Here is a 26,016-nt window from a genome sequence, read left to right as displayed (position 1 = left end):
GATTTACGGTCCGGGTACCATTTCTATAGCATGGCAGGAACACTGTTCGCTACACACTGCGCAACCGGTGCAAATATCATAATTGAAGGAATAGCCATTGCCGGGGCCGAGTTTCGTGATTGCTTTTTGCGGACAGGCACCATAGCAACCATCGCACTCAAAACAATTACCGCATGACAGGCATCTCCGGGCTTCAAACAGTACTTCCTGTTCCGGCAAACCATACCTTACTTCATCGAATCCACTTACGCGCTCAGCAGCAGGTCTCATAGACTCTGTTCCCTGCGGGGCATAGGTGCGATACCAGCGATGGAGTTTTTCATATCCAATCGTAGCAGGTTTTGCAGCTGGCGTATACAATTGATGATTCAGGTAAGCGTCTATGTTGCGGGCAGTTTTTTTACCGTGACCAATTGCAACGGTCACATTTCTTTCGCCGGGTACCATATCCCCACCGGCAAAAATACCTGCGTAGCCAGTCATCATGTGACTGTCTACACATACATTGTCATCCGGCGTAAAAGTGATGCCGGGGATATTTTTCAGGAATGCAGTATCTGCCTCCTGGCCCAGGGCCATAATCAGACTATCCGCTTCCAGTGTTTCAAACTGGCCTGTGGGATAAGGTTTGCCATCCCTCAGCTCCATTACTTCTACCGTCATGGTCATGCCTTCCACAGATTTGATGGAACGCAGCCAGTGGATATTTACACCTTCTTCCAAAGCTTCCTGTGCTTCGAAATCGTGCGCGCTCATATTGGCCCTGTCACGACGATAGATGATCATAGTATCTTCCACTCCCAGGCGTTTGGCAGTACGGGCAGCATCCATCGCGGTATTACCACCGCCATAAATGGCTACGCGCCGGCCCAGCCTGGGCACGGTACCATCTTCCACCTGCCTGAGGAATGCAAGTGCATCCATCATTTTAAAGGCATCCTTTGCAGGCAGGTCTACTTTTTTGGAAAGGTTGGAACCGATTGCAAGAAAGACGGCATCAAAATTACCCTGCTCTTTTTCGAGTAAGAGGTTTTCTACTTTATGATTGTATGTAACAGTGACACCCATCTGGCAGATGCGGGCTACTTCCTGATCCAGTTCATGGCGGGGAAGGCGGTAAGCGGGAATGCCAAAGTGCATCATACCACCGGCGATGGGTCCTGCTTCATGTATTTCGACCGTATGTCCTTTCCGGACTAAGTGATAGGCAGCTGAAAGGCCTGCAGGCCCTGCGCCAACGATTAAGACACGCTTGCCTGTAGGCGGTGCCTTATCGATCGTCCAACCCTGTTTAAGGGCTTCATCTCCAAGGAATCTTTCTACAGCGTGGATATTGACAGCACTGTCAATTTGCGAACGGTTACATTGCACCTCGCAGGTGTGATAGCATACCCTGCCCATGACGGCAGGAAATGGATTGTCTTCCATGATCGTGCGCCAGGCGGCTTCATAACGGCCGGCCTGAGCCAGCGAGAGCCACCCTTGAATGTTTTCGCCTGCAGGGCAGGTTTGGTTGCAGGGTGGCAGCAGATTGGCATATACAGGGTGTTGTGTCCTTGTAGGTCCAGTGCCAGCGCTGTGGCTTTGCAGATCAGGCGATAAAGTAATATCCTGATTTGTTTTCATAATATGTGAAGGTATTATGAGCGCAAAGGATAAAACGTGCTTTAAATCATGGGAGGTGGTGATAATGATCAATAAAGACATCATCACTGCCAGGTTATTGCAATAAAAACGGGTAGTCCTGGCTCAACAAGACTACCCGTTACATCATACGGATGTATTTTTTAAATTATCTGAATCTTAAGACACCGTTTTTAAGTTCATACTTAATACCCGTAGTTTTGTCCAGATTATCCAGGAAGTCATTCAAACCATCCTGTTTCGTGAGAATACCGGTGATATCTAATTTCTCCGCGGTGGTATTGTCAAATTCTACTTCTATATCAAACCATCTGTTTATAACAGCTCCTATATCTTTTAATGTCGCATGCCTGAAATAATACTTCCCTTCCATCCATCCCAATGTATTGCGCTTATCGAATGCATCTATGCTGAAGAGCTGTTGATTATATACCGCTTCATACCCGGGTGATAATTGTATAACCTGTTCACTGTTCTTCCCTTTCAATGCCACCTTGCCGGATGCCAGTGCCACCCGCGGACTTGCATAGGCATTGATATTAAAAGCAGTACCCAATACATTGACAGACACATCCCCGGCATGTACAATAAAAGGACGAGCCGGGTCCTGCTTTACTGAAAAGAATGCTTCCCCGCTTACCGTCACCTCCCTGGTTTTACCATTGAACGCCATGGGAAAACGGATCTCGGATTTTGCATTCATCCATACTTCCGTACCATCTGCCAATACCAGTTTATAATCCTTGCCTGCAGGTACGCGGAGTACATTCATCGCCATCTCCGCACTGCCATTGGCTGCGTCGTAGGTAACACTTTTGCCCGACACATGAATTTCAGCTGTTCCTACCTTAAGCGTACCAGCTTTTGTGGTATCAGAGAGATCTATTTGTTGCCCGTTGGCTAGTTGTAATACAATCCCACCTGGCGTAGCAGGCTTTACCCTGGGTTGCAGGTAATAAAGCAGGCTACTCCCTAAGAGTAATATCCCCGCAGCAGCGGCATACATCCATTTCCCGGACCTGTGTTTTTTGAATTTATGCCTGCTCGCCAGCCATAATGCATCTTCATCCAGATGGGCCAGGTACTCCTGTGCCACTGGCTCACCCAACCTTTGCTCCAATTCTTTGTAAACCGTTTTAAATTCCGGATGCGCTTCCATCATCTGCAACAAATCCGCATCATCCTCAGCCGAAATACATCCTGAAAGTTTCTCCAACATTAATTGTTCTATATGTGGTATCATTTCTTCTGTCTTAAAGGTTATTCTGAAAATGGCAAATCCAGTTTGTTACGAAGCGTCTTCACAGCAATCTTTAAATGCGTCTTCAGCGAATTGACACTGATGCCCATGTTATGGGCCACCTCATTGTATTTTTTATGCTGCAGGTAAACGAGGTTGAACGCACGCTGACGCTGTGTGGGAAATTCACTTAACAATTCCTGCAACTGCTCCTGGAAATGTTCATTCACGCCCCCGCCCTGCTTCGATTCATCGAAACACAAATGGTCTACTGTCTCTGCATATTTTTCAATACGCTTTTGCATTCTCGACCTGATTTTATGATAGTCATTTACCTGATTACGCACCGCAATCAGCAGGTAGGTTCTGAGATTACCTTTTATGTTATGATACAACTGCTTTTCCCAAATACTGCAAAGCACTGACTGGACCAGGTCATCGGCCTCGTTGGGGTCACCTGTGCCCAGGTAAGCCTTCGTCCACATCAATCGGTAGTATTGCTTAAATATTAACTCAAATGCATCGCCAGCGCCCCCATTTTTTAATAAGAGAAGTACAATATCATCTCCCGGATATTCAGGCATAAAAAAAAGTTAAGTGGTTGATTATATAACGCGGATAAAAAATGCTACTAAGGGATATTGCCTGGAATAAATATAAATGTTATTTTGACATTTATAAAATATTTTGAGTTTTTTTATTGGGCATTCACCCATTCATCATTATTGTCGTCTTATATCGAGAAGCATCAACATAGATACTACAATTAAGTAAGGAACATGAACAGACAATTCCCGTTAATGAAAACGGCCAGCCATCCTATTGCCTGGCGGCGAACCACTATTGCCCTACTGTTGCTCTTTCTGTTTACTCATTTGCGCGGCCAGACCATCACTCCGCCAACTGTAACGATCAAAGGGAATAATATGACCCTGGAAGCGGTATTTAAATCGATAGAACAGCAAACAGACATCACCTTTTTTTACAGCGGCAACATTCCGAAAAATGACATCATTGGCCAGGTTAATTACACCAGGACCAAAGTCACCACAGTACTGGATGATTTATTGAAAGGGCGCAACCTCGCCTATGAAATAAAAAAGAACGTCATCCTGATCCGGAAGGAGGAGAAACCTACCACCGTTGCCACCAACCCGCCTGATAAAACAGCTCCCCCTCCTGCCACCCAGGAACCGGTCATCAGCGGACAAGTGATTGCGGAAGATACCAAAACACCCTTGCCTATGGCGACCGTAATGCTGAAAAACACGAATATCGGGGCTACTGCCGATCAGAATGGTTACTTTAAACTGAAACTGAGCGGCAACAGTAAAGTGCTCGTGGTACAGTATGTAGGCTATGTAACCCGGGAAATCAACCTGAATGGGAAGACCGAATTCGAAATCCTGCTCTCTCCCAAAGACAATACTATTAAGGATGTGGTGGTGGTGGCTTATGGTACCCAGAAGAAAACGAGCATGGTGAGCTCTATCACCTCTATCAACCCAAAAGAACTGAAAGGCCCTACCTCTAACCTGACTACCATGCTGGCAGGTAAGATTGCCGGCGTAATCTCTTATCAGCGCAGTGGCGAACCGGGTGCTGACAATGCACAGTTCTTCATCAGGGGTGTGGGAACTTTTGGTGCAGGAAAGGTAGATCCCCTTATTCTCATTGACAACATTGAGTCTTCTTCCAGGGACCTTGCACGCCTGCAACCAGATGATATTGCCGGGTTTTCTGTACTGAAAGATGCGACTGCCTCCGCACTGTATGGTGCCAGAGGTGCGAACGGCGTAATCCTGGTGACGACTAAAACCGGTACCATCGGCAAGATGAAATTCAATTTCCGCATGGAGAATGCGACCTCTTCCAATACGCGGAACTTTGCACTGGCAGATAATATTACTTATATGAACCTGGCAAATGAGGCGACCCTGACCAGGAACCCACTGAGTGCACTCCCCTATTCCCAGAATAAAATAGATCATACTGCCGCAGGTGATGATCCTTTATTATACCCGAATAATAACTGGATCAAACAGCTGATAAAAACCCGTACCAACAACCAGCGGTATAATATAAATGCCAGCGGCGGCTCTGACAAAGCTAAGTACTACCTGGCCATGACTTACAATATCGACAACGGTATTTTGAAAGAGAATGCCCTTAATAATTTCAGTAATAATATCAAACTGCGGTCTTATTCTCTCTTATCCAATGTCACGATCAACCTTACAAAAACTACCGAAGCACTGGTAAGTCTGAAGGGTCAATTTGATGATTACAATGGTCCTGTAGGCGGCGGTGCTGCAGTGTTTTATAATGCGATCTGGAGCAACCCCGTGGCTTTTCCGGCGGTGTATCCTTCTGAGCTGATGCCTTATGTCAAACATCCATTGTTTGGTAATGCCATCATCCCCGGTGGCGGCTCGCTATATGTAAATCCATATGCGCAATCCATCTCTGGTTTCCAGGCGACCAATACCAGTACACTCACTGCCCAGCTGAGCCTGAAGCAAAACCTGGATGCCCTGACTCCCGGGCTCTCTGCAAGGGTCATGGCTTATACATCACGGTATGCCTACTTTGCAGTCACACGCCAGTACAGTCCTTATTATTATTCAGCGAATACGATGGAGGGCAAGTTCGCCGGACTGACATTGATAAACGATGGTAGCCAGGGCAGTGTTGGTGCTACACCTACTGAATACCTGACCTATTCTCCGGGTGATAAGATTGTAAACAGCACGACTTACGCAGAGACTGCGCTGAACTATGCCAGGACTTTCAAAGAGAAACACAGCGTAGGTGGTATGCTCATTGGCATCATCCGCAACTATGTGACAGGTAATGCTTCCAGCCTTCAATTGTCATTACCATCCAGGAACCTGGGACTTTCAGGCAGGTTCACTTATGGTTATGACAACCGTTACCTGCTGGAATATAACTTTGGTTTCAATGGCTCTGAAAGATTTGCTGCCAATCACCGTTTTGGGTTCTTTCCTTCTATTGGTGGTGGTTACATTATATCTAATGAGAAATTCTTTGCACCGCTGGCAAATACAGTACAGCAGCTGAAATTCAGGTTTACATATGGCCTGGTAGGTAATGACCAGATTGGTAATTCTACCGATCGTTTCTTCTATTTATCTGATGTGAATCTCAATGGTGGTGCAGCAGGGTACTTCGGTACACAGTTTAATTACAGCAGACCTACAGTAGCCATCAATCGCTATGAGAACAAGGAGATCACCTGGGAGCTGTCCCGCCAAACGAATCTTGGTATGGACCTCACCATTTTCAAAGACCTGACGGTGACCGTGGATGCCTACAGGCAATTGCGCAGTAATATCCTGATGGTGAGAAGTACGATTCCATCTTCCATGGGGCTGAAAGCAGACATCTCTGCGAACTCCGGGAAGGCCAGCAGCAAAGGGATAGACCTGATGCTGAATTACACCAAAACATTTGAACATAGTTTATGGCTGCAGACACGCGGTACCCTCACGCTGGCTAAAAGTAAACTGCTGGTGAATGAAGAACCGCAATATGCCGCAAACAACAAACACTTATCAAAAGTGGGAAATTCACTGGGACAGATCTATGGTCTCGTGGCAGAGAAACTCTTCGTTGATGATGCAGAGGTGAGCAACTCCCCTATTCAATATGGCCGCATTATGGCAGGTGATATCAAGTACAGGGACGTGAACGGAGATGGCACCATCTCCAATGCGGATTATGTACCCATTGGTTTCCCTACTACTCCGGAAATGATTTATGGCCTGCTGTTCTCTGTGGGTTATAAAAACTTTGATATCAGTGCCGCTTTCCAAGGCTCAGGCCGATCCTCCTTTATTATTAATTCAGCCAACACCACGCCTTTCTACATCAATGGCGGGAACCAGAATGGTTTGCTGAAGGCGATTGCTGATGACCACTGGTCAGAAGACAACAGGAACTCCTATGCATTCTGGCCGAGGCTGAACAATACCATCTCTGAAAATAACACACAGACATCCAGCTGGTGGCTGCGGAATGGTTCTTTCCTGCGACTGAAAACTGCTGAAATCGGATACAATTTTAGTGAGCACCTGCTGAAGAAATTTCACCTGAGCAGTGGCAGGATCTATGTAAATGGACAGAACCTCGCTACGATCAGTGCTTTCAAAATATGGGATCCGGAAATGGGTGATTCCGGTCTGGGTTATCCTATTCAGCGGGTTTTCAATACAGGTCTGAGTGTTGGGTTTTAAGTCTTAATAAAAGAACAGAATTATATGAAAAATATTCGCTTGTTCATATTGCTCGCATTGCTCACTACATCCTGCAAGAAGAATTTCCTGGATGTAGTGCCGGATAATGTGGCTACCATTGATAATGCATTTACTTCGAAAACAGAAGCTGAGAAATATTTATTTACCTGTTATTCCTACCTGCCGATCAGTTTTGATCCTACTTATAATGTAGGACTTTCTGCCAGCGATGAGGTCTTTGTTTTGGACCCTACGAGTGCTATCAGGTCTACTAACGTGCTGCGTATGCCTTATGGAGATCAAAATATTTCTGCGCCTATTGCCAACTTTATGACGGGTGACAGGGATGGTGTAGCAAGTTATAAAGCGATCAGGGATTGTAATATTTTCCTGGAGAACATCAGTGACCAGGGTAAAGTACCGGACCTGGATATAGATACCCGCGAGCGCTGGATCTCGGAGGTACTGTTCCTGAAAGCCTATTATCATTTCCTGATGTTCAGGGCTTATGGTCCCATCCCGGTGATAGATAAAAACCTGCCTATCAGCGTGGCCATCGAAGATACCTATGTAAAGCGGCAGCCGGTGGATAGCGTGGTAAATTATATCTCAACCCTGCTGGATGAGGCGGCGCTGCACCTGCCTAATAGTATCAATAATATTTCTTCTGAGCTGGGGCGTATTACCAAAGTGGCGGCACTTGGCCTGAAAGCCAAACTGTTGGTGACGGCAGCAAGTCCTTTGTTCAATGGCAACTCAGATTATACCGCGTTTAAAAACAAAGACGGACAAGCGCTTTTTAATGTGACTTATAGCGTAGAGAAATGGCAGCGCGCAGCAGAGGCATGTAAGGCAGCAATAGACCTGGCAACTGCACAGGGTATACAATTATATACGTTTCCTGCGCAGACAGTGCCCCTGAGTGATGAAACGATGACGCAGATGAGTATCCGTAACTCGATGAGTGAACCCTGGAATAGTGAGCTGATATGGGGCAATACGACAGCCATTACCTGGGCATGTTCATTCCTGCAGCGTTGTGGAATTGGCCAGTTTGACTTCGACAATGCAGTGGCATCCAAGACAGCAGGGCACCCGCTCATGGGGCCTACGATCAAGATGGCAAAGATGTTCTATACAAAGAATGGGGTGCCGATTGATGAAGATAAAACGCTGGATTTCTCCAATATCTCCACCTTAAGGGTCGGCAACCATGCCGAAAGGTTCAACATCAAGGAAGGCGAAACAACGGCACGCTTAAATTTCGACAGAGAGCCCCGTTATTACGCTGATCTCGGTTTTGACAGGGGAATATGGTACATGGCAAATAGTCCCTCTAAAAGCGACGAAAATACGTTCTGGCTCATGGCCAGGGGCAGTGAGCTGAGCCAGTCATCACCGGTGCCGGTTTGTGGGTTCTATATGAAGAAAACGGTGAACTGGCATATGGACTGGAATACACTGACATATCCTTCTTATCCCTATCCTGAAATGCGCCTGGCAGATCTGTACCTGTTGTATGCCGAAGCGCTGAATGAGGCACAGGGTCCAGGGGCTGATGTGTATGAATACATCAATAAAGTGCGGGCCAGGGCGGGCCTGCAGACAGTGCAAAGTTCATGGGAGCAATTCAGCAGGAACCCTACCAGGTATACGACTAAAGAAGGGATGCGGAGTATCATACAGCGTGAGCGTGCGATAGAGTTATGTTTTGAGGGACATCGTTACTGGGACCTGCTGCGCTGGAAGACGGCAGCACAGGAGCTGAGCGGGAATATTACCGGATGGGTGGTGAGTGGGCAGACAGCGGAGTTGTATTACCGGGAGGTTTCTTTCCTGGCAAGGCACTTTGTGGCTCCCCGTGATTATCTATGGCCGATCAAAGAGGATGACATCCTGAAAAATCCGAACCTGGTTCAAAATCCTAACTGGTAAAAAGTAAAAGCATGAAGTTATCATATATCCTGGTCTTATTAATGATTGCGATATCCTGTACGAAGAATGATCTGCACAGACCTGTAGCTGAAAATGGTACTGCACCGGGGCCTGTCAGCAATGTGAAAGTGGTGAACCTGAACGGGAAGGCAGCGCTGACCTATACACTGCCGAATGATGAAAACCTGTCTTATGTAAAGGCGGAGTATGAAACGTCTTCCGGGCATTCAAGAGAAGTGAAGGCATCTTACTATGTAAATACGCTGACGGTGGATGGCTTTGGCGATACATTGCCCCATGTGATCAAACTGTATGCAGTGAACGCAGGTGAAATGGCATCGGAAGCCGTGACTGTAACAGTCAATCCCCTCACACCCCCTATTGACCTGGCATTGCGGTCGCTGAAGGTAGTAGCTACCTTTGGTGGTTTTAATCTTACCTGTGATAATCCTACAGAAGAGAACCTGGCAATCATCCCATTGGTAGATTCAACAGGAACCGGGGTGTGGGTGCAGAGCGCAGGGATGGAGAATATTTATAGTAATAGTCCGGTGATAACAAGTGCGGTGAGAGAGCAACCCGCGGTAGAGCGAAAGTATGCATTTGTAGTAAGGGACAGGTGGCTGAATTACTCAGATACGATGTATGAGACACTGACACCTATTTTCGAACAGTTATTGCCCAAGTCAGACTGGAGTAATTATGTGTTGCCGGGAGATGCGGAGATCCTGAATAATGGAGGGCGAACAGATGTAGCTTATATCTATGACGGCAATGCACATCCCGGCTGGCCCCAATGTTTATTTACAGTAGAGCAGGCGAGTTCATCGCAGATGGTGACGCTGGACCTGGGGAAGGCGCATATTTTTAGTCGTATGCAGGTGAATCCTTACAAGGAAGTGGGAAGCCTGTATTATGTGAGGGGCAATGTGAAGGATTTTGAGATCTGGGGGTCAAATTCACCCAGTTTAAGTGGCGCACTGGATGATACCTGGACGAAGCTGGTGACGTGTCATGTGACGAAACCTTCGGGGTCAGCCTATGGTACGGAAACGACGGCAGATCAGACCCTGGCGTACAATGGATGGCAGTTTGATTTTCCTTCATTGCAAACAGCGTACAGGTATGTAAGGATCAGGAGTCTGAGTAACTGGCAGGGGTCTTATTTTATAAATATAGCGGAGTTCACGCTGTGGGGTAATTAACTTAAACAATATTTATACGATGCAAAGAGCGTTTATCATATTAGCATTGCTGGCGTTATTGGCGGCTTGCACCAAAATGGATGAATACAGGGATAAGTATATGGCGAACGGGTCGATTGTATATCCCGGGAAGATGGATTCGGTGAAGGCATATTCTGGTAAGAACAGGGCGGAGATCAGGGGATTGTTTACTTCAGATCCGAAGATTACAAAGTACAAGGTGTTCTGGAATAGCCGGCAGGATTCGATAGAGGTGGCCGTGGTGCGGACAAACGGGGTGGATACCGCTTCGGTGATCATCCCTTCATTGCCGGAAGGCCTGATGAGTTTTGAGGTAAGGACCTATGATGCACATGGGAATACATCCATTCCCGTTACAGCTGCTGCGAATATCTATGGAGAGCTTTACCAGAGTGCGCTGACGAACAGGGCGATTGCGAATGCAGAGATGCAGGATGATGGTACTGCATTGATTACATGGGCGGATGTGAGCAGTGATGCGGGCACAGTAAGTATGCGAGTAAAGTATACAGATAATGCTGATGTGTTGCATGATACATTGCTGGTGTCTGTACTGACGGATATGAAGAGTAGTTTACCTTCATTTAAGAAGGGTTCAGTGATCAGTTACCAGACGGCGTATTTGCCAAATGCAACGGCAATAGATACTTTCTATACGGCTTATGAAACGCATGCGGTTAAAGCGGATGTGACGAGTTTGTATATGGCGAATACGGGGCCATTTGAAAGGGCGACGTATGATGGTGGCAGGTGGGGTACGCTGGCGGCACCCTGGGTTACGAGTGCAAATGTGATGAATCATGGTGGTTATGGAGGGTATGCATCTGAGACCTGGTTGAATGCAGGAGGATTTTTGGTGATGGAGTCTGGCTGGAGTGGCACGGCAAATATTGTGAATGGCAAGATTGCGCAGACGACCACACTGCCTGCGGGGAATTATATCTTCCAGACGGCATTGTATACGGAGGCACTGGATCCCGTATATATAGTGGCGGCTGCGGGGGCTGAGTTGCCGGATGTGAGTGCGGTTTCGGGGGCATTGGGATATGGTAGTTTCCCGACGGCCAGATATGTGAGTGCGAATGTGGAGTTTAGGTTTACGCTGGATAAGGAGCAGGAAGTGACGCTGGGATTTGTGGCGACGATGACATCGGGGAATCAGTACTGGAGAGTAGGGAGTGTGAAGCTGATAAAGAATTGATGATGGTTATAGTTGAAAAAAAAGCCGCGGCTCATACCCGCGGCTTTTTTCCTGCTTTAAAAATGAATTCCTGGTTTCTTACTTTGAGGCAGTAAGTTCCCTGATCTCCTGGATAGTAAAAGTCGGCTTTAGCGACTCACAGGTATCTTTTTGCCCGTATCCATAAGCTGCCCAGCAGGACGGGATGCCGCAATTATTGGCAAAGAGGATGTCAGCATGGGTATCGCCAGTCATAAGGACCTCCTGCTTACTTTTGATATTGTATTTCCTGATCAGGAAAGAGTCAAAGATCATAGGATCCGGTTTAGCCCTGAGGGCTAAATCAGGGAAAGCCCCTTCGGCAATTACAAGGTCTGTGAGGTCGGATAGCCTGAGTGCCTGCAAAGACCTTTCGACAGCACCAATACCTTTATTACTAAGCACAACGACTGTTTTCCCTGCTTCTTTTAATAGTCTGAAAACATCTGCAGCACCATCGAAGAGCACGGTCAGTCTTTCATCACATTCCAGGTATTGCTGCCGGTAGATCTTCGAAATGGTTTCGACATCATCCGGGCTTAAACGGGCTGCATCGGGGTGCAGGTACCTGATGGTATCGTGCAGCCCCCCTCCCTTGCTGACGGCGTTCATCATGGCTGTTTCACCGGGTGCCGGGAGGCCGCTTTTATCAAAGGTCTGGCTCATGGCGAAGTGGATGGTGGGAAAGGTGTTGCAGATGGTGCCGTCATAGTCGAAGAGGTAGTAATTGTAATTGTTCATGTAATCAGATTGCGGGGTAAAGTTCGGAAATATTTAGATAGAATGTTTAGAGAGAATGTTTAAAGAGAATGAACACCACTCCAATACCGGATGTATACGATGCAAATTGCAGGAGCTACACATCCCTGGCCGGTTTAAATAAAATCAAGGATTTGAACCTAAGTCTACAGGATTTAAAAAATCATTGCAAACGTGTTGTATAGATTTAATCCTCCTTACCCACAACCATACCAATGCTAAGAGCATTAGCGTAAAAAGAGCTATCACCATTGTATTTGCTTTAAAAAAAACAACTACACCTGTCATCATCAGCGCCCTTGCTAAAATGGCGACACAAGCATATAAGCGCAATTTTTTCAGGTGTATTTTGAGTGCTTCGCGAATATTGTCTCCTGGTAGTTGCTGCTTTGCTAATATGTAGCCTGTTACATTTCCTGCAATTACGGCGAGCATCGCTATTATCAATACTACATTTGCATAAATTGGCTTCTGTGCACCGTCAAAGAAGTCGTAGTAAGCTGCGAGAAACAGCACAAACCCGGCAAGTTCTATCAGCATTTGTTTGCGTATTTGTTTTAATACCGGATGATGTCGTTCTTGTAATAGGCCTGCGTGGATAGATGAAGTTGTGTTCACGCTATTCCAGCTAGTCAATAAATCATTCATGGCTCATTTTTTAAATAGTTACTAAATAGTTATTTCAGCTCACTCATTTTTTAAATAGCTGCTGAATCTTCAGCTTAATCCTATTCAGCTTCACCCCCACATTACTCTCCGTAATACCAATAATATCCGCCATCTCCTTATAACTCAATCCTTCCAGGTACAACGTAATTATCGCCTTCTCATCATCCTTCAGTTTCCGCAACACATCAAACAACTCGTCCGCGCCATCATTCAATACCTCTGCCCTATCCGGCAACACATCCGTATACACAATCTTTACCCCCGGCTTCCTAAAGCCAACGATCGCAGTACTCAGCGCAATCTTATACATCCATGTACTGAAGGCAGCCTTGCCGCCATAAGTCCCTACCGACTTCCACAATTGGAACACGATCTCCTGAAACAAGTCCTCCCTATCCTCTCTCCTATCCCTGTAAAGCCGGCATATTTTATGAATGATACCCTGATGCTGAGTGATCAGTTGTAAAAATTGTGTTTCATCCATTAGTTTTTATATTTGCCATTTACCTATTAGTTGCAATTTTTTTCAAAAACTTACAAGGAACTAAAAAATATGAAAAAAAGACCAAATACTATTTGTCTGATGATGACCACCCTCGATGGTAAGATCCTGGGTGATAAATGGGGCGATCACCCGCAGATGGATAAGCTAAGGGGTAAATTTGAAGAAGTGCATAACATCATTGGGAACAATGCATGGATTGTGGGCCGTACTACGATGGAGAAAGACTTTACGAACTTTGCCAGTCCGGTGTACAAACCGGGTACGCACCACCTTGACCGTACAGATTTTGTGGCGAACCCCGATGCGGGATCTTTTGCCATCGCTGTTGACGCGCATGGAAAATTAGGCTGGGAGAAACCGGAGATGCACGGCGACCACGTCATTACTGTATTGACGGAAGGAGTATCGGATGCATACCTGGCACATCTGCAGGATATTGGTGTTTCTTACATCTTTGGCGGTATAGCGGAGATTGATCTGCACGTGGTACTTGAGAAGCTGTTCACTCTGTTCAATATAAAAATCCTCATGGTGGAGGGTGGCGGCCATCTGAATGGAAGCTTCCTGAACGAAGGGCTGATTGATGAGTACCATCACCTGCTCTTGCCGGTTGTGGATGGCAATCCGGAGCATCCCGCGATGTTTGAGATAGATCCGGCGGCTAAGAAGTTTGATGCTGCGCTGCTAAAATTGGAAGAGGTGAAGCGGATTGAGGACGATGTGTTGTGGTTGACGTACAAATTGTAGCCGTAAATAACATAGGCAGGAAGCGACCGGAAATTTAAAAAGGATTCAGGTGCCGGGAATCATTTGCCCTGGTAACTGAATTAAGAAATTTAATACCCGGAAATAGGAGTTTAGTTGCCGGGAATAATTAGCCCGGTTAATTAGAGTTAAAAATTTAATATCCGGAATAAGAGTTCAGGTACCGGGAAAATTTTCCCAGCTAACTGAATTAAAAAATTTAATACCAGGAAATAAAAGTTCAAGTGCCAGAATAATTAACCAGCCTGGCTGAACTAAGAAATTGTGTTTCCGGAAATAAACAATCATTCCAGCATAAAAAAGCCGCATCCTAACCAGGAATGCGGCTTTTCAAATTTCTCACGCCAATATCAGGTAGGCAGGATATTAGAATCCATCACTACTTTCCCCAACTTCCTGTCCAGGATGCTCACCTCACCACCAGCAGCGGCAGGTGCAGATACCAATATCTGCCACTTCCCTTCCGTACTAACTATGTCAGGAAAATCTACCGACAATGAAATCATCGCCAGCCGGCCATTATCATCCAGGCTCTCTTCATGATTCAGCGAAAGACTAAGATTGTAAATCACCCCCTCTTCATCGGTACTGATTTCCAGTGTATCAGGCAGGGTTACACCCAGGTTGCCTGGCAATGGCAGTAAGACTGTAAGATAACCTGCCTGCTCTTTAATCTGGTTGTAAGTTGCGGGCTGCAACTCCTGGTCATCAAATGGCTGTACAGGATAGCTCGCCGGCAATTCAAAATACTCACAGGAAAAATTTGTGAAGGGGACTTCAAAAGTCGAAAATGTACTCATAATGGGGTTTAAAATAAATGATTCAATAAGGGTTAACTTAAGGTGTTTCCGGTTTTGATTTCATCAACCATCTATACAAAAGTACCGCATTCCTTCTTTTCGAAGAAATGCGGTTTCAATGATTACATCAATCATTCGTGTCACGGGATGAAGATCGGGTGATGCGGATGAAAGTTTTTGGAATGCCTTCCTACGGATGTGTATATATCGTATACATCAGTGTACCTGAAGGAGGCAAACCAGGACCGCCACCAGTCCAGCCATAAGCAACCGCAGTACCGTTAACAGGATTGAGATCGCCTTCGCTTACTACCAATGCATTCGCCAGTGTGCTCCATGCTACAAAGGTACCATCTGGTGAGTACCAGGCATAGTTCACAATTTTGGCTTCAGGCTGCTTTACCGCTTTTGCAACAGGAGTAAATGTGCTGAACAATAAGAACATTGCGAAAAGAGAAAGGGACAAGAGAGCTTTCGTGTTTCTCATGTGGGTTGTCTTTAATGATTAACAAATAGAGGGTTATTTCCTGCTAAAGATACAAAAGATGTAAATTGAAAAATATTAAAATCAGCTTAAGTTTTGGATTATTTTTCCTGGAGGGAAGTAAAGCCAAAGTAACCTAAAACCATTTACAGTCAATGGTTTCAGTACTTTCAATAAAAGAAATGGGGAATTAAATGTTGATTCGTTTACGGTAATAAAATCCTAATCGAAAAAGTTCCTCCCACATAATTGCAGAAGAAACTTTTTCGTGAGTTATTAAGAGGTGAAAAGAAATTACTTACAAGAGATTACGGACTGCTGTTGTGCAGGAACCGTTGCTCCCATAGCCGTCGACAACTTAAACAAATTACTGCTTGCTGAATCAACCGCTAATCCATTTGCTTCACGAATCAACTGGAAAATATGATCCGGCCTTACCACCACATAATCAGCATTCAGCGCATTTGCCGCATTCTTAAAGCTGGTAGGTGTAACCCCCTGCCATGGCTGTGCCTGAATTATGATAAACCTGGGAGATGTTCCATTCCAGCCGGCAGCTGCGGAGGCAATGTTATCCTTGATGGTCTGCTCTGTTGTACAATAGTTACAATTCAGTGCCATACCGGGCAGTGAGTTGTTATAGATGGTTAAGCCACCATTGGTATTCTGAGCAGTCATACCTAACAGCGAAGGTGCATAGGTAGCAAAGGTCTGCCCTACATTCTGGTTGATACCACCAGTAATAGTATTCCAGATGGTCACTACTCTGAAACCTGCACGCTTGTTATAATCTTCGGTCTTTGCCACAAACTGGTTCAGCTTTGCCTGGTCCCAGCTGTTAGGATAGGTATAACCATAACCGGAAGGGCCACTGATCAGGTTATCATTGTCTGTTGATGACTGCCAGTAATAATTCAATGCACCCGGCATTGCGTCCAGCATGGCCGGGGAAAGCGTCCAGCCCATTGGTACCTGGCCACGTCCCGGATCATTCCAGAGTTTACGCATCAGGTGCTCTACGTATTGCAGGTTGTCACCGTCACTCAATATGAAAGCCACGTAGATCTTATTCTGCAATGCAGGTTTTTGCGGAGCTGGCTTCAGGTTGACTGTTCTTGGCATCCCCGAATGCACGGTGAGGTTGGTAGCCCAGTCACTCGCAATGGTAGTGATCCCATAGGTAGATGTTCTCTGCACACCAGGTGCTTCATTTGGCCACCAGCCCATGAAGTTGGCACCGGCAGGCATGGAAGCCAGGAAGCTGTTCAGCAGGGTGCTTTCCTCAGCGATATCAGGATCCAGCCAGATCGTAGCTGCACCAATAGCGGTCGCATATTCACGCAATGCGGCTTTGTGTACATCAGGATTTAAGCCAATCAATAAACGCTTGTCAGCATTTGGCCAGTAAGTATTGTACATAGCCTGGTATACTGCCATCTTGCTGCTATACACGCCACGCAGATCCATTAAGATCGGGAGGTTGTAAGGTGCTGCCTGCAATTTGGATAAGAGCGATGGTGAAGCTATCAGCGCATTCTTACCTTTTGCAAGCATGGTAGCCAGGTTCACAGTATGAATCTGCGAAGGATCATACACGATCAAACCGGCAATTTCGCTACGGTACTTTGTAATAAGGCTATACTTGTCAGACACCTCATTGTAGCCCAGTCCAAGGGAGTTGAGCCAGGTGTACTGCCCTTCAGCAAAAGCATCTCCTTCGTAGGAGAAGATACGCGGTTGTGTCTTGTTGACAATACCTTTTAATGATGAGAACAAATACATTTCTGCAGAAGAGTTATTCTGCTGTACGGCTACATAATCCACTTTGGTGTAGGCTGTACCCCGCCAGTATACACGCAGTTCGATCGACTGGTTGTCTGCCGGCATGGTAAAGGGCAAAGTGAATGAAACGTAACTACCCGCTACTGAGAACATGGTACGGGTAATGGTTTGTGATGCGAGCACTACACCTGTAGTGGCATTTCGAACATCAATGTCCACGACAGGATCATTGTTCGCGGTGTTGTTGTCCGTCTTCATACGGAACTCCGCTACATTGGCACCTGCGGGAATAGTGTTGTCATAAGGACCATAAATCATATGGTCGTTGGCGGCATCAATGCCGACCTGGCAAAGCCAGCCGTCGGTTTCCAGGCGGCCTGTCTTATGACCCAATGAGGAGCCTTCGCCTTCCCATTTGGTGGAAGTTTCGCGAAGAATGATCAGGTCCTGCGTTTGTGCTGTAGCAGGAAATGATGGAAGCAATTGGCCTTGAGGCCAGGTGGTTTGGGCCATTGAGGGCATGGCGCAAAACGGCATCAGTAGCAACGACAGTGCTGCTGCGATCTTTACAGTCGGGTTACCGGGTTTGATCATAGGTGAACTATTAAATATGAATGATAACGTGTCCCTTCTAATGAAGGGTCTTTAATGGACACTAAGTACTCTCTGGGTCATTTTCAACGTGAACGAAATAAAAGTACGTATTAAAAGTGAATTGCAAAATATGATTGAAAATGGTTGGACGCTAAAAGGATTTAATAGATTGAAATTCAATGAAATGATGTTTTGGAATTATAACAATGAAACAACAGGAAAGCATCTCTTTTGCCTCAGCAAAAGAGATGCTTCTGTGCAGGCAGGAAGGAGCCAGCAGCCGCTAACCAGGTATTATTAAGAAAAGGATTGACGGAATTCCAGTGGAGATAAATTCGTCTTTGTTTTAAATAATTTACTAAACGATTGCGGATGTTCAAAGCCAAGTTGGTATGCAATCTCACTCACTGTCAATGTAGTGGTAGACAACTGGACCTTCGCCTTCTCTATCAGTTTTTCATGTATCAGCTGCTGCGTATTTAACCCTGTCAGCGCCTTCAGCATCCCGCTTAAATAATCTGCAGAAACATGCAGCTGACCCGCTATATTACTCACCGTTGGCAATGGACCTACAGTTGTAAAATGCTCCTCCAGCAAAGTATCCAGTTGCTCCAGTAATTGATGACTGGTCTTTCTTCTGGTCAAAAACTGCCTTTGATAAAAGCGTTCTGAATAATTCAATAGTGCTTCCAGCAAAGAGATAATAATATTGTGACTAAAGGGATCTATGTTAGCATGGATCTCCTGCTGTATATTATTCACCAGGTGCATCACGTTCGTTTCTTCCTTTTCAGAGAGGAACAAGGCTTCATTCACTGCATAATCAAAAAATGCGTACTGCCGCATCTTTTTCGCCAGCGGAGTATTCCAGAGAAAATCAGGATGTACCATCATCATCCATCCCTTTGCATCGATCAGGGACTGCTGGTTGACCTCCATACCGAACAATTGCCCGGGAGCCATAAAAGATAAGATACCTGCATCAAAATCATACTCCGTTTGCCCATACTTCACCTTCACCCCTTTTGTAAAGTTTTGCTTCAGGGCAATCATGTAAAAATCAGGTACCAATACCTTAGGTTCAAAAACCGGTATCTCTTTAATAGCATCGAATTGCACCACGCTGATCAAGGGATGACCTGTCATCGGCAGGTTCCTTAGCTGGTGCAATTCGCTGATGGATTTTACTCTATAAGGTTGCATATTCAAATTTAATAAGCTGCGGCAAATATGGCTGCAAAATCCTTCAACTTTCTCTTTCCCAGCACAGGGCGGTTTTCAAAATACTTTTTCTGGACTTCCCCTGCATGCACTGCGGCCAGCATTGCTACCAGTATAGCTGCCAGTTCCTTTGGCATACCCATCCTTTCCATTCCCTCCTGTACCTGTTCCGGAGGCAATGCGGGCCATTGCAGATCCGGTTTCCCGATAGCTGTACCAATGATGTGAGCGGCTTCGTTGCAGGTGAGTTCTTCGCTGGCTACATAGCGTATTTTGATGCCCGCTGTTGCAGGTGTTTCCAGTTCCTCCACTACCACATCGGCAATGTCTTCAGGTGCCACAAAGGCGACCAAATCATCGCCGCCATAGTTAGACATGATCATGCCATGGCTTTTAATCATGCCAATGAAATTATAAAAATTGGTATAGAATGTACCCGGTCTTAAATGGGTCACTGCCACTCCGGATAGCTGATTAAAAAAGCTTTCTGTATTTTGGTCTTTGATCACTTCTGCCGCCCAGCCGCTCAGGTTGATCACGCGCTTTATATGATTGCTTGTGATGGCCTGCACATAGTTACCGGCGGTGCGGGCAAAGTATCCAAACTGGTCAGGCTCCGTCATACTAAAAGGGATCATACAGTATACAGCATCTGCACCTGCAAATGTCTGAACAAGGAATGCGGCATCTTCCAGACTTCCAATAGCCGGTCTGGCACCCAGGTCAGTGATGGCTGTTGCTTTTGCAGCATCGCTGCTGATCACTGTTACATCGTGTCCTTTCGCTACTAATGAAACGGTGAGTGGCTTGCTGATATTCCCTAATGATCCTGTTACAATGATTTTCATGTGCTTGTAATTTTATACAAATGTAGGGGCATGCAAAAAGCTGTACGTAGCCAAAAACGGTCTACTTGTATCCAAATCCTGTAACTTTAGAGGATGAAAGCAGGGCAATTCATACACGCCAGTTCGCTACTGGATGACAGCATATTTGAGAAAGCGGTGATCTTCATTACGGAGTATAATGCAAAGGGGGCAATGGGATTTATTGTCAACAGGCAATTTCCAAGAGGGCTTACCGAACTGGAAGAATTCAGGCATGGGCTTCCTTTTCCTTTGTATGAAGGCGGGCCTGTAGACCAGGAGCACCTGTTCTTTGTGCATCAACGACCAGACCTGGTGCCTGGTGGTACGCCTGTTACAGAAAAGCTGTACTACGGCGGAGATTTTAAAACCGCCGTAGCACAGATCAATAAACGTGTCCTTACAGGACAGGATATTAAAATATTTATTGGTTATTGTGGTTGGGACCAGGGAGAACTGGAAGCTGAAATTGCAGAAGGCAGCTGGACAGTCACTGATTCAGAAGTATTATTTACTTAATCACCTCCTGGAACACTGCATGCGCCGCTATCATATGATACAAGATATTATGCCCTGTATTATTTAAATGGATGCCATCTCCATATGCGAATGCAGTTTTGATAGTTCCATTTTCAGCAGCAAGTGTATCATAGACATTGCTGAATTGCGCTCCAAAAGCTGTGGTCATCTTCTCATTCAGCGTCTTTAAGCGCAACCTGTAAGCTGCATCCGGGAAGTTTCTCGGCTGGGTACCGAATATTATATACTTCACTTTCGCTGAATCCAGCAAACGAATCATTTCCCTGAAATTGTCCAGGATCTCATCATCTGTATAATCATTCGCCACATCATTTGTAGGATATGACATGATCACCAGCGAAGGGCGAAACGAGAGCGCCGCAGTAATATTATGTAATGTATCTGTAGCCGGACGGCCAGATTTTGTAAAGCTCTTCGGAATGCCCTGATAAGTAGTCAGACCTACAATGCCCAGGTTGTAGTAAGTCAGGATCCGCTTATTCTCCTTAGTCCCCAGTTTTAACCTGTTTACCCAGGAGGAGTCAGCCGGACTTGCTCCCATGCCCGCGGCAGTAGAAGAGCCAATAATAACAATGTTGGCGGAATCTGGTTTAGTGGAGACCGGGTTGCCAGGTGTAGAAGGGTTAGTCCCGGGGCCTTTGATGTCAGCATTCTCACTTTTACCACACGCAAAGAAAAATGTCGCCAGCGTGATGCAGGTGTATAGGTAACGTTTCACGCAGTAAAGGTATCACTGCTATTCACACCGCAGTTCACACTTTTATGCCATACAGTATTGCGATTAAAATTAATTTATCATCAAAATATATGTATTAGTAATTTTTAATCACGATCACCTGGAAAACAGTCCTGGAAGCAGTCTCTACAACTCTTCTACCCCCCTCTCGTACCGGGTCAGTTTCACCTCAGTGGGATCCAGTTCATTAAAGATCACCCCCAGGTATCTTTTGACCAGTTTTCCCGGTACCCTAAAGTCCCTTTCAAAGCGGATGATTTCCCTGATTTCCTTTTCTGATAAGCCGTCTTCCCTCATATCTTCCAGCTCCTCTTCTTCAAATAATGGTTCATCGGGTGATTCCTGTTCTTCTTCCAATGGCGTACCGAACTCAAAATACACTTCTTCTTCAGAGCCATGTTTGGTACGAATGCGTTTCCCTGCTTTGATCACAGTATAACCATACTGCCCCACGGTGGCGTTCTGCAACAAAGCACCTATTTCTGCTTCCGGGAACAGGGCTAGCAGCGCCTGTGCCCTTTTTCCCAATGCTGCATTGAAAAACTCAAAAGGCAGGTCTTTTTCTACTATGAGCAGGCAGCCATTATATTCTCCTGCAAAAAGGGTCTTGGGTTTATTGGTATCAAAGAGATTTACTTCCTTTTCAGGGATGAGGTCTTTTAATAGGAGCGGTTCTACTTCCTTCACTCCTGCCCCTTTCACAAATACGTAATATTTATTCCATGCCATCGGCCAGTGCTTTATAAAAATGACTGTCAACGATACCTTCTTCCATATCTACCGGTATGACTGTATCCATAAAACGGATGTAATGTACTTTCTTTTTGACATACATATGGGCGATCGCATCATCCAGGGCGGCCTTTATACCTTCTTTATCTTTCAGCAGTGAGGCTATTTTTCTCACGGCATCTCCATTATTGACGAGATCAAAGCAGGCAACCGGCAACAGCACTTTCAGTACCTGGGCAGAATCTCCATAATGATCATAAATAGCAGCGTAGCGCATGGCAATAAATAACTGCCTGCTTTCTTTTTCGTTCCCGCAAAAGTGTTGATAAGGATATTTCTTGTCTGCGAGGGTAATGTAATGCAGGGAAGAATCATAGGCCCCACGTTCAAAATGAATAGTACTGAGTATCTCACAGATAGCATGACGCTCATTCCCTTTCACCATGGTACGCGCCAGGTGACAATAGGTAAATGAACTATCATATTGCTTTGCGAAGTAAAATTTAACAGCTTTATTATAGGCAGTATCAGCATTTTGGGCGGATAAATGGCTAACTGGCATTAACAAAAGCAATAATAGCAGTCGGGTCATAGCATAAGGGTTTTAGGTCCCTTCTACTAATTTACAAAATTTAGGCTTGGTATCCATTTCCATTTTTCACCAAAAAAATTGGCCTATGCCCCTTCCGGATGCCACGCAGACTATCATTAACGCCTATACTGAATACATCTACCCGGGGCAAAACGCCCTTTCGACCCAATTGCATTCAGGCATTGCATGCAGGCAATAAACAGCCGGTTCAAAGACGCTCATATCGGCATGCCTTTGATCGGGGCTGGTCTTGCTGGGGGTAATTGGAATGAAATCAGTGAGATAGTTGCGGCAGAATTAACAAACTGTCAGGTAACAGTAGTCAGGTTAAAGCAGTGAGATCCGCTGCTCTAACAATTTGATCTTCCCCATCCAATAGCCTTTGGCCTCTTCTCTTTCCCTGTTGGTTTCCTGTCGCAGCTGTTGCAATTCACCATTGTAAATGGTAATCAGGCCATTCAGGTGCGTAATTAATCCTTCTTTCGTGTTAGGGACATAGCCAGGCCCGGAGCATCCGCACGAGTGAAATGCAATGCCTACTGAATACAATAAACGCAGGTGTTCCCATGCTTTGATTTTGCCCTTCCCGGGGGCTTCAAAGTCCATGCCCATATCAGCCATCAGCTCCCCGCAATCAGGGCATTTAGCCAGTTTTGCATGTGCATGCCCCCCCGTTCCGGAACAGGAACAGTCTTCAGAAATACGCCTTTTAAAGGTCTTGCGGCATTTAAAACAAGCATAGTATGGCTTGTATACGGAATATCCATATCGACACATATATACAGTTGATTAGGGTAATGTGGTGTAAAGATAAAAAGCTCCAACCATAGCATTTCTTTATAAAATGTTATAATTTGTCAATACAATAGCTGACAGGGATCAAGGCCAGGAAATGTTACACGCAGGCATGGAAAATTTAAAATTTAACAAAGACTTGCATTTTATGAAGCCACTATGCCCGGCTTTTCTGAAGAATTAGTGTTTGTAAAAAACTTACCTTTATTCAATGAGCAACACCTATCAACCCATCAATTGCGATTACTATGACCGTCTTGAAGCCTGGGCAACTATGCGCACTATCTGCCTGATCCGCTTCAAATCAGAAGACGGCCAGGTACAGGAAGTATCATCCCGCATTGCAGACCTGTTCGTGCTGGAAAAAGTGGAATATATGCGCCTGGAAAATGGTGTGGTATTAAGGCTGGATGCCCTCATCGATGTCAATAATATTCCCCTGCCAAATCATTGTTAAATGAACATATGCCAATACAACCCTGCTATCAATAAAACCAGGTAAACAACTACATTCACTATAAATATACATTTAGAGAACCACCTCCATGCATTATATGCCTGGCCGCCTATCCCTCCTTCCCTGCCGGTTTCAAACCAGATGGCCGACCCGGTCCGCCACGCATCTTCATTATTACCTACCATCGTTTTTCCCTGAAGAGTGATCTTAAACATGCTACAGGAGAATACCCCACAGTACAGGAATACAGCGCAGACAGTCAGCAATAAAGCCTTCATAAGGTGAATTTCCCCTATAACGTTTATTCTTCGAAAATCTTACATTTACAATATGTCAGCACAAAAAGAAATCATCATCGTAGGTGCCGGTGCCGCCGGCCTTATTGCAGCCAAAGAACTCTCCGCTCAATATAAAGTCACCGTACTGGAAGCACGGCCACAGGCAGGTGGCAGAACAACGACCCACTACCCTGCTCCCGGTATTCACATTGAAACCGGCGCTGAATTTGTGCATGGTGAACTGCCCGTTACACTCTCATTGTTGAAAGAAGCGGGCATTACTTATCACCCCATCAACGGCGAAATGTACCTTGCTGAAAATGGTGAACTCAAACAGGAAGAAGCATGGATTGAAGACTGGGATAAGCTGCTCGATCACATGAGCAAGGCACCAGAAAGCACGACCATGCAGCAATTGCTGGATCAGTATTACCCTGCTGACAAATATGCGACACTACGCGGTCATGTACAGGGCTATGTAGAAGGCTATGACCTTGCCCCATTGGATAAGGTAAGTGTAAAATACCTGTATGATGAATGGACATTGGAACAGGGCACTAATTACAGGATTGATCAGGGCTATTCTTCGCTGATCAATTACCTGGGCAAAGGGATTCATCTCATCCCCAATCAAACGGTGCAAAGTATTGCCTGGGAGCCAGGTAAGGTGCTTATAAAAACCCAGGACCAGGCATACACCGCTCACCAGGTCCTCATTACTGTTCCTATCAATATTCTTCAAAACGAAAGCATCCAATTCAGCCCGGCATTGCCCGCATATACCGCAGCGGCAAAACAGATCGGCTGGGGTACGGTGATCAAATTCAACCTGCTATTCAAACAGGCTTTCTGGAAAAGGGATGTCGGGTTTATATTGAGTGATGAAGCTGTGCCAGTTTGGTGGACACAGTCTGAAGATAGTTTATTGCTGACCGGGTGGCTGGGAGGGCCAAAGGCAGAAAAGACACAGGGAGACCTGTTGGATAAGGCGCTCGGGGCCCTGGCTAAAATATTTAATGTCCCTGATATTGCGGACCTGCTGGAGCAGGGCTACGTTCATGACTGGTCGGCAGAACAAGCTATACATGGTGGTTATTCCTACGGAATGCCTTTCTCAGAAGAGGCCAAATCAGTATTGACTACGCCGGTAGCAGGTACCATTTTCTTTGCCGGCGAAGCCCTTTACAGTGGGGATAGTCCCGGCACAGTAGAAGCCGCCCTGCACAACGGAAGAGAAATTGCCAACAAAATAAAAAGCCTTCCTTAAGGAAGGCTTTTCAATAAGATTAATGCTTCGGCTTTGGTATCACCTTATACTTCCTATCCACGATTAAATCCTTCAGCCACACACCGTATTTCTTTTTATTGATCTTTTCATTGTATTCCTCATCCAGCACTACTCTGCCCTTCACAATTTCATAATAAATGTAAGGCACATAATACACTGAATCGGCGGACGGATAAGGCGCTACTGTGTACGCCCCTCCCACTTCCAGGTTCTGGTCATGGTCATAATCCCTGATATCGGAAGACACCACGTTTGCAATAGAATCCACGCTGGAATTATTCACGCTGAAAATTATCAGATCTTTAACGTCCGCACTGCGGTTTACTTCCAGAAATAAAAATACATTGCCTCCGTTTTCAATGAGCTTATTGCGCCTGCTATCTAAAAACTCAGCGCCATTACTCAGCAGAAAAGCACGGTTACCATTTACGAAAATGGTTCCTTTATTAATATTGATCTGTTGAGCCTTGCTGCTCACAAAGTGAAAATTCGATTTTTGTCCGAAGGCTGGCAGGGCTATAAATGCCAGCAGACAATGTCTGAGTTTTAATTTCATAGTTTAGTTGTTAAAATCGGGTAGAAACTTAAACATTTTTTAGCAAAAAACCTTTTACTGATTCCTGTTGTTCTAAA

General features: G+C 45.5%; 25 protein-coding genes. 8 read left to right on the top strand and 17 right to left on the bottom strand.

The window, feature by feature from the left end; genetic code table 11:
* Positions 1-3: 3 nt before the first annotated feature.
* The 3 genes from DXN04_RS27050 to DXN04_RS27040 all read right to left on the bottom strand — a co-directional run bounded on the left by DXN04_RS27050 (position 4) and on the right by DXN04_RS27040 (position 3,468).
* Positions 4-1,626 (bottom strand): NAD(P)-binding protein, encoded by a 1,623-nt coding sequence (locus DXN04_RS27050; protein WP_116856534.1) that lies wholly within the window; start codon positions 1,624-1,626, stop codon positions 4-6.
* Between the two features lie 166 nt (positions 1,627-1,792).
* Positions 1,793-2,887, bottom strand: coding sequence for a FecR family protein (locus DXN04_RS27045; RefSeq protein ID WP_116856533.1), 1,095 nt, complete (start codon positions 2,885-2,887; stop codon positions 1,793-1,795).
* 17 nt (positions 2,888-2,904) lie between these two features.
* Positions 2,905-3,468, bottom strand: coding sequence for an RNA polymerase sigma factor (locus tag DXN04_RS27040; protein WP_116856532.1), 564 nt, complete (start codon positions 3,466-3,468; stop codon positions 2,905-2,907).
* Between the two features lie 195 nt (positions 3,469-3,663).
* Here DXN04_RS27040 and DXN04_RS27035 point away from each other — a divergent pair, with 195 nt between their 5' ends.
* From DXN04_RS27035 to DXN04_RS27020, 4 genes are read left to right on the top strand one after another with little or no spacing between them, the layout of a single operon-like run.
* The gene (locus DXN04_RS27035) at positions 3,664-7,140 is read left to right on the top strand and encodes a SusC/RagA family TonB-linked outer membrane protein (RefSeq protein ID WP_233525695.1); all 3,477 of its coding nucleotides are present in this window, start codon (positions 3,664-3,666) and stop codon (positions 7,138-7,140) included.
* A 24-nt stretch (positions 7,141-7,164) separates the two neighbouring features.
* A complete protein-coding gene (locus tag DXN04_RS27030; RefSeq protein WP_116856531.1) occupies positions 7,165-9,075 on the top strand; it encodes a RagB/SusD family nutrient uptake outer membrane protein in 1,911 nt (636 codons plus the stop codon).
* Positions 9,076-9,086: 11 nt separating this feature from the next.
* Positions 9,087-10,280, top strand: coding sequence for a DUF5000 domain-containing lipoprotein (locus DXN04_RS27025; protein WP_116856530.1), 1,194 nt, complete (start codon positions 9,087-9,089; stop codon positions 10,278-10,280).
* A gap of 19 nt (positions 10,281-10,299) precedes the next feature.
* Positions 10,300-11,502, top strand: coding sequence for a DUF4998 domain-containing protein (locus tag DXN04_RS27020; RefSeq protein ID WP_116856529.1), 1,203 nt, complete (start codon positions 10,300-10,302; stop codon positions 11,500-11,502).
* A gap of 78 nt (positions 11,503-11,580) precedes the next feature.
* Here DXN04_RS27020 and DXN04_RS27015 read toward each other — a convergent pair whose 3' ends face one another.
* From DXN04_RS27015 to DXN04_RS27005, 3 genes are all read right to left on the bottom strand, one after another.
* Complete coding sequence (locus DXN04_RS27015) at positions 11,581-12,261, bottom strand: HAD family hydrolase (RefSeq protein WP_116856528.1); 681 nt, start codon at positions 12,259-12,261, stop codon at positions 11,581-11,583.
* A gap of 144 nt (positions 12,262-12,405) precedes the next feature.
* Positions 12,406-12,927, bottom strand: a complete 522-nt coding sequence (locus DXN04_RS27010; protein ID WP_116856527.1) for a hypothetical protein — start codon at positions 12,925-12,927, stop codon at positions 12,406-12,408.
* 43 nt (positions 12,928-12,970) lie between these two features.
* Positions 12,971-13,432 (bottom strand): RNA polymerase sigma factor, encoded by a 462-nt coding sequence (locus tag DXN04_RS27005; RefSeq protein WP_116856526.1) that lies wholly within the window; start codon positions 13,430-13,432, stop codon positions 12,971-12,973.
* Between the two features lie 69 nt (positions 13,433-13,501).
* Between DXN04_RS27005 and DXN04_RS27000 the strand changes: the two genes are divergently transcribed.
* Entirely contained in the window at positions 13,502-14,200 is a 699-nt protein-coding gene (locus DXN04_RS27000; RefSeq protein WP_116856525.1) for a RibD family protein, read from the top strand.
* 368 nt (positions 14,201-14,568) lie between these two features.
* On the opposite strand, the gene DXN04_RS26995 is transcribed toward DXN04_RS27000, so the two are convergent.
* The 5 genes from DXN04_RS26995 to DXN04_RS26975 form a co-directional block, all read right to left on the bottom strand.
* Positions 14,569-15,018, bottom strand: coding sequence for a hypothetical protein (locus tag DXN04_RS26995; RefSeq protein ID WP_116856524.1), 450 nt, complete (start codon positions 15,016-15,018; stop codon positions 14,569-14,571).
* Positions 15,019-15,208: 190 nt separating this feature from the next.
* Positions 15,209-15,505 carry a hypothetical protein gene (locus tag DXN04_RS26990; RefSeq protein WP_147320074.1) on the bottom strand — a complete coding sequence of 99 codons (297 nt, stop codon included), beginning with the start codon at positions 15,503-15,505 and terminating at the stop codon, positions 15,209-15,211.
* Between the two features lie 291 nt (positions 15,506-15,796).
* Entirely contained in the window at positions 15,797-17,878 is a 2,082-nt protein-coding gene (locus DXN04_RS26985; RefSeq protein ID WP_116856522.1) for a GxGYxYP domain-containing protein, read from the bottom strand.
* A gap of 297 nt (positions 17,879-18,175) precedes the next feature.
* On the bottom strand, positions 18,176-19,081 hold the full coding sequence (locus DXN04_RS26980) for a helix-turn-helix domain-containing protein (RefSeq protein ID WP_116856521.1): 906 nt from the start codon (positions 19,079-19,081) through the stop codon (positions 18,176-18,178).
* A gap of 8 nt (positions 19,082-19,089) precedes the next feature.
* Positions 19,090-19,947, bottom strand: coding sequence for an NmrA family NAD(P)-binding protein (locus DXN04_RS26975; protein ID WP_116856520.1), 858 nt, complete (start codon positions 19,945-19,947; stop codon positions 19,090-19,092).
* Positions 19,948-20,040: 93 nt separating this feature from the next.
* Here DXN04_RS26975 and DXN04_RS26970 point away from each other — a divergent pair, with 93 nt between their 5' ends.
* Positions 20,041-20,484 (top strand): YqgE/AlgH family protein, encoded by a 444-nt coding sequence (locus DXN04_RS26970; RefSeq protein ID WP_116856519.1) that lies wholly within the window; start codon positions 20,041-20,043, stop codon positions 20,482-20,484.
* Here DXN04_RS26970 and DXN04_RS26965 read toward each other — a convergent pair.
* The 4 genes from DXN04_RS26965 to DXN04_RS26950 all read right to left on the bottom strand — a co-directional run bounded on the left by DXN04_RS26965 (position 20,477) and on the right by DXN04_RS26950 (position 23,342).
* On the bottom strand, positions 20,477-21,223 hold the full coding sequence (locus tag DXN04_RS26965) for an SGNH/GDSL hydrolase family protein (protein ID WP_116856518.1): 747 nt from the start codon (positions 21,221-21,223) through the stop codon (positions 20,477-20,479). The two genes, DXN04_RS26970 and DXN04_RS26965, sit on opposite strands and share 8 nt — an antisense overlap.
* A gap of 144 nt (positions 21,224-21,367) precedes the next feature.
* Positions 21,368-21,970, bottom strand: coding sequence for a hypothetical protein (locus tag DXN04_RS26960; protein ID WP_116856517.1), 603 nt, complete (start codon positions 21,968-21,970; stop codon positions 21,368-21,370).
* A complete protein-coding gene (locus DXN04_RS26955) occupies positions 21,957-22,565 on the bottom strand; it encodes a hypothetical protein (protein WP_147320073.1) in 609 nt (202 codons plus the stop codon). The genes DXN04_RS26960 and DXN04_RS26955 overlap by 14 nt, the downstream gene beginning before the upstream one ends.
* 327 nt (positions 22,566-22,892) lie before the next feature.
* Positions 22,893-23,342 carry a hypothetical protein gene (locus DXN04_RS26950; protein ID WP_199415144.1) on the bottom strand — a complete coding sequence of 150 codons (450 nt, stop codon included), beginning with the start codon at positions 23,340-23,342 and terminating at the stop codon, positions 22,893-22,895.
* A 229-nt stretch (positions 23,343-23,571) separates the two neighbouring features.
* Between DXN04_RS26950 and DXN04_RS26945 the strand changes: the two genes are divergently transcribed.
* A complete protein-coding gene (locus tag DXN04_RS26945; RefSeq protein ID WP_116856515.1) occupies positions 23,572-23,817 on the top strand; it encodes a hypothetical protein in 246 nt (81 codons plus the stop codon).
* Here DXN04_RS26945 and DXN04_RS26940 read toward each other — a convergent pair.
* Complete coding sequence (locus DXN04_RS26940) at positions 23,814-24,095, bottom strand: hypothetical protein (RefSeq protein ID WP_116856514.1); 282 nt, start codon at positions 24,093-24,095, stop codon at positions 23,814-23,816. The two genes, DXN04_RS26945 and DXN04_RS26940, sit on opposite strands and share 4 nt — an antisense overlap.
* Positions 24,096-24,147: 52 nt before the next feature.
* Here DXN04_RS26940 and DXN04_RS26935 point away from each other — a divergent pair, with 52 nt between their 5' ends.
* Positions 24,148-25,362 (top strand): flavin monoamine oxidase family protein, encoded by a 1,215-nt coding sequence (locus DXN04_RS26935; protein ID WP_116856513.1) that lies wholly within the window; start codon positions 24,148-24,150, stop codon positions 25,360-25,362.
* 19 nt (positions 25,363-25,381) lie between these two features.
* On the opposite strand, the gene DXN04_RS26930 is transcribed toward DXN04_RS26935, so the two are convergent.
* The gene (locus tag DXN04_RS26930) at positions 25,382-25,939 is read right to left on the bottom strand and encodes a hypothetical protein (protein ID WP_116856512.1); all 558 of its coding nucleotides are present in this window, start codon (positions 25,937-25,939) and stop codon (positions 25,382-25,384) included.
* Positions 25,940-26,016: the final 77 nt, after the last annotated feature.

This window comes from Chitinophaga silvisoli, assembly GCF_003412465.1.
Taxonomy (GTDB): Bacteria; Bacteroidota; Bacteroidia; order Chitinophagales; family Chitinophagaceae; genus Chitinophaga; species Chitinophaga silvisoli.
Note: the sequence above shows the minus strand (reverse complement) of the source record. Positions and strands in the feature narration are given on the sequence as shown.